At 69.4% G+C, this 7,905-nt stretch carries 5 protein-coding genes; 3 read left to right on the top strand and 2 right to left on the bottom strand.

Features of this window, described 5'->3' with window-relative positions; all coding sequences use genetic code 11:
- Positions 1–30: 30 nt before the first annotated feature.
- Entirely contained in the window at positions 31–1,386 is a 1,356-nt protein-coding gene (locus tag Q673_RS30365; RefSeq protein WP_023006508.1) for an IS1182 family transposase, read from the top strand.
- A gap of 509 nt (positions 1,387–1,895) precedes the next feature.
- Positions 1,896–2,399, top strand: a complete 504-nt coding sequence (rsd, locus tag Q673_RS30370) for a sigma D regulator (protein ID WP_023006509.1) — start codon at positions 1,896–1,898, stop codon at positions 2,397–2,399.
- A 25-nt stretch (positions 2,400–2,424) separates the two neighbouring features.
- Here the strand turns inward: rsd and Q673_RS30375 are convergent, their stop codons facing one another.
- Both Q673_RS30375 and Q673_RS30380 read right to left on the bottom strand, forming a co-directional pair.
- On the bottom strand, positions 2,425–5,490 hold the full coding sequence (locus tag Q673_RS30375; protein ID WP_023006510.1) for an efflux RND transporter permease subunit: 3,066 nt from the start codon (positions 5,488–5,490) through the stop codon (positions 2,425–2,427).
- Between the two features lies 1 nt (position 5,491).
- Positions 5,492–6,631 carry an efflux RND transporter periplasmic adaptor subunit gene (locus Q673_RS30380; protein ID WP_023006511.1) on the bottom strand — a complete coding sequence of 380 codons (1,140 nt, stop codon included), beginning with the start codon at positions 6,629–6,631 and terminating at the stop codon, positions 5,492–5,494.
- Positions 6,632–6,843: 212 nt separating this feature from the next.
- Here Q673_RS30380 and Q673_RS30385 point away from each other — a divergent pair, with 212 nt between their 5' ends.
- Positions 6,844–7,818, top strand: coding sequence for a malate dehydrogenase (locus Q673_RS30385; RefSeq protein ID WP_023006512.1), 975 nt, complete (start codon positions 6,844–6,846; stop codon positions 7,816–7,818).
- Positions 7,819–7,905: the final 87 nt, after the last annotated feature.

The raw sequence follows: 7,905 nt of genomic DNA on the forward strand, positions 1-7,905 counted from the left end.
TCAGCATGCCGCCACTACTGGAACGTCGCCATGAGCCGCTTCATCCCCGTTGACCGTCAGACCGACTATCTCCTGCCGCCTTCGGTAGACGAGTGGCTGCCCGATGGCCACCTGGCGCGGTTCGTGGTCGATGTCGTCGAACAACTGGATCTCTCGGCGCTGACGCGATGCTACGCCGGTCGAGGGCATAAGGCCCACCACCCGGCAGTGTTGCTGAGTCTGCTGGTCTATGGCTACGCCACCGGGGTGGTCTCCAGCCGCAAGATCGAGCGCGCCACCTATGACTCGGTGGCGTTCCGTTACCTGGCGGCCAATACCCATCCCGACCACGACACGCTGGCGACCTTTCGCCGGCGTTTCCTGCCGGAGCTGGAGCAGCTGTTCGTGCAGGTGCTGCTGCTGGCTCGCGAGATGAAGCTGCTCAAGCTCGGCACCATCGCCCTGGACGGCACCAAGCTCAAGGCCAACGCCAGCAAGCACAAGGCGCTATCGTATGGCCATGCCAAGAAGCTGGAAGCACAACTCAGGGCGGAGGTGAGGGCACTGACCGAGCGGGCCGAGTCGGCGGACCAGGAGGACGCGGCCGACGGCATGGATATCCCCGCCGAGATTGCCCGCCGTGAAGCCCGCCTGGCGGCCATCGCCGAGGCGAAGGCCAAGATCGAGGCGCGCGCCGAGGAGCGGGACGCCACCGAGCAAGCCGCCTACCAGGAAAAGGTGGCGCGGCGGGAGGCGCAGCGCAAGGCCGGCAAGAAACCCCGTGGGCGGGATCCCGAACCGCCCACTGGCGGCCCGCGTGACAAGGACCAGCTCAACTTCACCGACCCGCAGTCACGGATCATGCCGGTCACCGGCAAGGGGTTTGATCAGTGCTTCAACGCCCAAGCCGCCGTTGATACCGAGAGTCTGCTGGTGACCCATGTCCACGTCACTCAGGCAACCAACGACAAGCAGCAAGTCATGCCGTTGCTGACGGCCTGGCAAGGCTACCCGGAGGCGGTGGGCAAGCCCGCCCATCTGCTGGCCGATACGGGCTATTTCAGCGCTGCCAATGTCCGGGCCTGCCATGAGCACGGCATCGAGCCGCTATTGGCGATGAAGCGTGATCTCCATCACCTTCCGGTCTTCGAGCGTTTCGCCGTGGATCCGCCAGTCCCGGAGAGCGATGACCCCGTCGAGCAGATGGCACATCGCTTGAAGACACAGGCGGGCCGAGCGCTTTATGCGCTGCGCAAGCACACGGTAGAGCCGGTCTTCGGGATCATCAAACACGTGATGGGGTTCCGGCAGTTCTCGTTACGTGGCCTGGATAAGGTCAGCGGCGAGTGGCGACTGGCCACCCTGGCATGGAATATCAAGCGGATGCATCGCCTGGCCGCAGGTTGAGGGGCATTCCTCAGCCTGATAAGGCTGCGTCACAAGCGCTCAGGCCACTCCAGGATCGCCGAATGGCGCCACACAAAAGACATGGCCGGCGCCAACACGAAAATCGAGAGAAGTGGGTGCCGTTACTATGAGCGACACCCATAACCCGACAGACTGCTAGGTGGGAGCCGCCGCCTGAGAGGGTGGTGATCATGCCGATCCTGACGTCTTCCTCGGCGTGTGCGGTGGCGAGGCCGGCGGCGAGCAGCAGGCCGGCGCCCAGGCGAGCAATCTGTTTCATCGAGCACCTCGGGGAGGGTGGGGTGTTGTTGGTGTGGCCATAGACTATCAAGGAAACGCCGCCGCCAGGGAAAGGAAAAGGCCCCGATGGTCCTCTTGACGCCGCGGTCTCTCCACGTTCGTGCCGGCAGGATTGACAGCCGTCGGCGGGGGCGCGACTCTGAGCCTCAGCCGGGCGCGGGACGCCCCCGAATCCACTAGTCGGCTCGACCACACGAAGGGAGGCCCCCATGCTGGAAGACTGCAAGAGCGCCCTGGAGCGCTGGGGTGGCGTGCACAGGCTGATCGATCGCTGGCTCGACGAGCGCCGTGACCTGCTGGTCAACTTCGTCGAGCTCAAGGAGGCCTGCGACGCCGAGCTCGAGGCGGTGACCAAGGAGCGCATCGACGCCTTCAGCGAGCTGCTGATGGACTACATCAGCGCCGGGCACTTCGAGGTCTACCCCCAGCTGCGCGAGGAGGCGCGCGCCTTCGCGGACGAGGAGGCGCTGACCCTGGCCGACCGCCTGCTGCAGCGCCTGGAGATGTCCACCGAGCTGGTGCTGGACTTCGATGCCGACTACGCCAGCCCCGGTCGGGTGCGCCAGCACCTCGGCCGCCTGCCCGCCTGGCTGGCGCGCCTCGCCCACGGCCTCACCGAGCGCTTCTCCCTGGAGGACGAGCTGATCGGCCGGATCCACGCCCGTCACGCGCCGGATGCGGCACGCGAGGAGGCCGCCGCTCGCCCCTCTTAGGGGCGCTTAGTCGGCGCGCGGTGCCTTACGCGGCCCGTCTCTCGAAACGGCCGCCCAGCACCAGCATGCAGGGGGTCAGCAGCAGGGTCAGGCCGGTGGCGAAGGTCAGGCCGCCGGCGATGGCGCTGGAGAGCTGGGTCCACCACTGGGTGGAGGGGGCGCCGATCCCCAGGCTCGGCTCGAGCAGGTTAATGTTGACCCCCAGCACCATGGGCGTGAGGCCCAGCACCGTGGTCACCGCGGTGAGCAGCACCGGGCGGAAGCGCAGGCAGCCCGCCTCCAGCGCCGCCTCGAAGGGGGCCAGGCCCTCACCACGCAGCTGGTTGTAGGTGTCGATCAGCACGATGTTGTTGTTCACCACGATCCCCGCCAGGGCGATGATGCCCATCCCCACCATCACGATGCCGAAGGGCTGGGCGTTGGCCAGCAGCCCCAGCAGCACCCCCGCGGTGGAGAACACGATCGCCGAGAGCACCAGCCCCGCCTGGTAGAAGCTGTTGAACTGGGTCACCAGGATCACCGCCATCAGGCCGATGGCCACCAGGAAGGCGCTGGCCAGGAAGCGGCTCGCTTCCTGCTGGTCCTGCTGCTCGCCGGCCACGTTAACCTGCACCCCCTCGGGCGGCTCGCCGGCCGCCTCCAGCAGGGCGCGCAGCCGCTCGTCGGCGTTGAAGCCCTCCTCGACATCGGCCTCCAGGGTGATGGCGCGGCGCCCGTCGATGCGGTGCAGGGTGCCCACCTTGGGCGCCGGCTCGACGCTGACGAAGTGCGACAGCGGCACCCGGCCCCGCGAGGTGGAGAGGCTCAGCTGCCCCAGCTGGTCCAGGGTGCGGTCGCCCTTAGGCAGGCGCACCCGGATGTCGACCTCGTCGTCGACCCCCTCGGGACGGTAGCTGGCCACCTGCACCCCGGTGGTGAGGAGCTGTACCGCGCTGCCCACGCTGGTGATGTCGGCCCCGAAGCGACTCGCCGCCTCGCGGTCGACGATCACCCGCCACTCCACCCCGGGCAGGCTGCGGTTGTCCTCCACGTCGCGAAAGCCCGGAAGCTCGGCCATCAATTCGCGCAACCGGTCCACCGCGCGGTCGGCCTGATCGGGCGTGCGGCCGCCGATCTCCAGCGCGATGGGCTTGCCCTCGCCGGGGCCCATCTGCTGCTCGCGGAACTCCAGCACCAGGCCGGGCAGGTCGGCGGTGCGGCTGCGCATGGCGGCGAAGATCTCGGTCAGCGGCCTGCGTCGGTGCCAGTCGATCAGCTGGAACTGCAGCACGCCGATGACGTCGGCTCCCAGCTGCTCGCTGGGGGTGGCGAAGGAGCGCGCGTAGAGCGCCTCGACCTCGGGCATGCCGGCCAGGCGCGCCTCCACCCGGCGCACCATGGCGTCCTTCTCCTCGATGGAGAAGTCGCCGCGGGTACGCACCATCACCTGGGCGGTGTCGGGCTCGACGCTGGGGAAGAACTCCACGCCGTGGTTGAAGCGCGCGTAGGCGGTGTAGATCAGCGCCATCAGCGAGAGGGCGAAGAGCAGCGTCAGTGCCGGATGGGCGAGCAGGCGCGCGAGGGCCCCGCGGTAGAGCCGGCCCACCGCGGTGGCCTCCACCGCCGTCGCGCTCGCGGAGGCCGTGGCGGCGCCGAACACGCTGCCCAGGGTGGGCAGGAAGAGCAGCGCCATGGCCAGGGAGGCGAGCAGGCAGAGGATCACCGTGGCCGGCAGGTACTTCATGAACTCCCCCACCATGCCCGGCCAGAACAGCAGCGGCACGAACACCGCCAGGGTGGTGGCGGTGGAGGCGATCACCGGCCAGCTCATGCGGGTGGCCGCCTCCAGCCACGCCTGGCGCGGCGCCATGCCCTGGTGCAGGTGGCGGTCGGCCAGCTCGCTGACCACGATGGCGCCGTCCACCAGTATGCCGGCCACCAGGATCAGCGCGAACAGCACCACGATGTTGAGGGTGTAGCCCACCGCCCAGATCATCAGGATGCCGGAGAGGAAGGCGCCGGGGATGGTCAGCCCCACCATCAGCGCGCTTCTCACCCCCATGGCCGCCAGGATCACGATCAGCACCAGCACCACCGCGGTGACCACGTTGTTCAGCAGCTCCGAGAGCATGTCCTCGACGAACTCGGACTGGTCGGTAATGGTGGTGACCCTGAGGCCCTCGGGGAGCCTACCGGCGGCCTGGTCGAAGAGCGCCTCGACCTGGGCCACGGTGGCGATGATGTTGGCCCCGGCTCGCTTGGAGACCTCCAGCACCAGCGCCGGCTGGCCGTCGATGCGCGCATACCCCTCGGGGTCCTTGAAGGTGGAGCGGATCACGGCCACGTCGCCGAAGGTGACCACCCGGTCGCCGTCCACCTTCACCGGCATGGCCATCACGTCCTCCAGGGTCTCGATCACCCCGGGCACCTTCACCCCCAGGCGGCCGGCGCCGGTATCCAGACTGCCGGCGGCCACCAGGCGGTTGTTGCGGCTGACCAGGTTGAAGAGGGTGTCGAAGTCGACGCCGTAGCTCGACAGCACCAGCGGGTCCACCACGATCTCCAGGAGCTCCTCGCGGTCGCCGCCGATGTCCACCTCGAGCACCTCGGCGATGCCCTCGATCTCGTCCTGGATGCGCCGCGCGATGGCCACCCGCCGGGCCTCCTCGACGGGCCCGGAGAGGCCGATGGAGAGCACCGGGAACTCGCTGACGTTGACCTCCACCACCCGCGGCTCCTCCGCCTCGCTGGGCAGCTCGGCCTTGGCGATATCGACCTTCTCGCGCACGTCGGAGAGCGCCTGGTCGGCATCGAAGCCGGCGTCGAACTCCAGGGTGATGGAGGCGTGGCCCTCGCTCGACTGGGCGGTCAGCTTGCGCAGCCCCTCGATGGTGCGCAGCTCCTGCTCCATGGGGCGCACCAGCAGCCGCTCGCCATCCTCGGGGCTGACCCCCTCCAGGCTCATGGCCACGTAGATCATGGGAATGGCGACGTCGGGGTTGGCCTCCTTGGGGATCGCCTGCCAGGCGCCGAGCCCGGCCAGCAGCAGGCCCACCAGCAGCATCAGGGTGGTGCGGGCGTGGGACTGGGCGGCCGCGATCAGCCGGCGCATCTCAGGGGGCCTCCGCGTCGGCGGCGCCGAACGGCGCGGCGGGCGTGGCGTCGCTCGCCTCGACCTCCTCGGCCGGCACCGGCTCGACCCGCTCGCCGACCTCCACCAGGCCGGCGCCCAGGGTGATCAGCCGCACCGGGTCGGGCAGGCCGGTGACCCGGGCCGCCTCGAGGCCGGCGTCCACCAGGGTCACCGGGCTCTCCACCACGCGGTCGTCGGCGTCCAGGTGCCTGACCGCGAGCCCGCCCGCGTCGTCCAGCACCAGCAGGGCAGGGGAGAGGCGGTGGACCCGGCGCTCGGGGAGGGCGATCGCCAGGGTGGCGGAGGCGCCGGCCAGGCGGCGGCGCTCGGGGTTGTCGGCCCTGACCTCGACCCGGAAGCTGCGGGTGGCCTCCTCGGCCTGGCGCGCCACCAGGCTTACCTCGCCGGAAAGCCGCGAGCCGTCCAGCAGGCGCAGCTCGGCGGGGAGTCCCTCGGCAAGGGCCAGGGCGTCACGCTGGGGCGCCCAGGCCACGGCGGTTAGTCGCGAGTCGTCCACCAGTCGCCCCCAGCTCTCGCCTACCTGCACCAGGTCGCCCGTCTCCACCTCGAGGCGGTCCAGGGTGCCGGCGAAGGGCGCCTGTGGGCGGGTGTCGCCGAGCTGACGCTCCAGGGCGGCGAGCTCGGCCTCCGCCCGGCTGACGCCCGCCTGCAGGCGCAGGTACTCGGGGCGCGAGATCAGCTCGCGGCGGCGCAGCGACTCGGCGCCGGCGAGCTCCGCCCGGGCCAGCTCGAGGTCGTTCCGGGCCTGGGCCAGGCGTTGGGGCAGCTCGTCCTGGGACAGTGCCAGCAGCACCTCACCTGGCGCCACGCGGCTGCCCTCGGCCACCGGCAGCGCCGCCACCCGGCCGGCCTGGCGCGCGCGCAGCTCCACCTTGCGGTGGGCGACCAGCTCCCCCTGGAGGGTCAGGGTCGGGGCGTAGGGCTCGGCGTGGCGGGTCGCGACCTCCACCCGCGTCGCCTGCTCCTCGGCGGCGAGCGTGGCCTCGGGCGGCTCGGCCCGGAAGCCCTGGATATCGCCGAGCAGTAGCCAGGCCAGCAGCAGGACGACCAGCCCGATGGCGAGCAGCGGCGGCAGGGGAGGGAAGCGACGGCGGGGCATGCGGCGTGATCCATCAGCAGGACATGAAGGCGCCAGCATACTATTCCCGGCCGGCATCCTCATACAGCCGTTTGTCGAGCCCTCCCGCCTTCCCCGTCCTATGTCGAATTGAGTTTTGTGCAATGCACGAATACCATCTTGGCGGTTTGCACGGCGGTCCGGCTGGACCGCCCATCGGTGACAACGACGCGTTGACAACCCAAGGAGCCCCCATGAAAGCCCCCGTTCGCATTGCCATCACCGGCGCCGCCGGTCAGATCAGCTACTCCCTGGCGTTCCGCATCGCCTCCGGCGACATGCTGGGCAAGGACCAGCCGGTCATCCTGCAGCTGCTCGAGATCACCCCGGCCATGGACGCCCTGAACGGCGTGGTCATGGAGCTCAACGACTGTGCCTTCCCGCTGGTCCAGGACATCGTCGCCACCGACGATGCCAACGTGGCCTTCAAGGACGCCGACTTCGCCCTGCTGGTGGGCGCACGTCCGCGCGGCCCGGGCATGGAGCGCAAGGACCTGCTGGAAGCCAACGCGGCGATCTTCTCCGCCCAGGGCAAGGCGCTGAACGACAACGCCAGCCGCGACGTCAAGGTGCTGGTGGTGGGCAACCCGGCCAACACCAACGCCCTGATCGCCTCCTGCAACGCGCCGGACCTGGACGCGGGCCAGTTCACCGCGATGATGCGCCTGGACCACAACCGCGCCCTGACCCAGCTGGCCCAGAAGGTCGGCAAGCACGTCACCGACGTCGAGCAGATGATCGTGTGGGGCAACCACAGCGCGACTCAGTACCCCGACCTGGCCCACTGCAAGGTGGCCGGCACCCCGGCTTTCGACCTGGTCGAGCGCGACTGGTACGAGAACGACTTCATCCCCACCGTGCAGCAGCGCGGCGCGGCGATCATCAAGGCGCGCGGCGCCTCCTCGGCGGCCTCCGCGGCCTCCGCGGCCATCGACCATATGCGCGACTGGGCGCTGGGCACCGACGAGGTAGTGAGCATGGGCATCCCCGCCGACGGCAGCTACGGCGTCGAGCCGGGCATCATGTACTCCTACCCGGTGGTCTGCCGGAACGGCAAGTACGAGATCGTCCAGGGCCTCGAGGTCGACGACTTCAGCCGCGACAAAATGCAGGCGACCGAGCAGGAGCTGCGAGAGGAGCGCGCCGCGGTCGAGCACCTGCTGGGTTAAACCCCAGCTATAAGCCGTAAGCGTTAAGCCGTAAGAAAACCCCGCCAGGCCATGCCTGAGCGGGGTTTTTCATGGTGCGCCAGGCAT

Origin of the sequence: Halomonas sp. PBN3 (assembly GCF_000475415.1) — a bacterium.
Lineage (GTDB): Bacteria > Pseudomonadota > Gammaproteobacteria > Pseudomonadales > Halomonadaceae > Halomonas > Halomonas shengliensis.

Coding starts and splice junctions, on each gene's coding strand:
- Q673_RS30380 (WP_023006511.1), bottom strand. CDS start 6,631: ATGCCCCGCCGTCGCTTCCCTCCCCTGCCGCCGCTGCTCGCCATCGGG.
- Q673_RS30365 (WP_023006508.1), top strand. CDS start 31: ATGAGCCGCTTCATCCCCGTTGACCGTCAGACCGACTATCTCCTGCCG.
- rsd (WP_023006509.1), top strand. CDS start 1,896: ATGCTGGAAGACTGCAAGAGCGCCCTGGAGCGCTGGGGTGGCGTGCAC.
- Q673_RS30385 (WP_023006512.1), top strand. CDS start 6,844: ATGAAAGCCCCCGTTCGCATTGCCATCACCGGCGCCGCCGGTCAGATC.
- Q673_RS30375 (WP_023006510.1), bottom strand. CDS start 5,490: ATGCGCCGGCTGATCGCGGCCGCCCAGTCCCACGCCCGCACCACCCTG.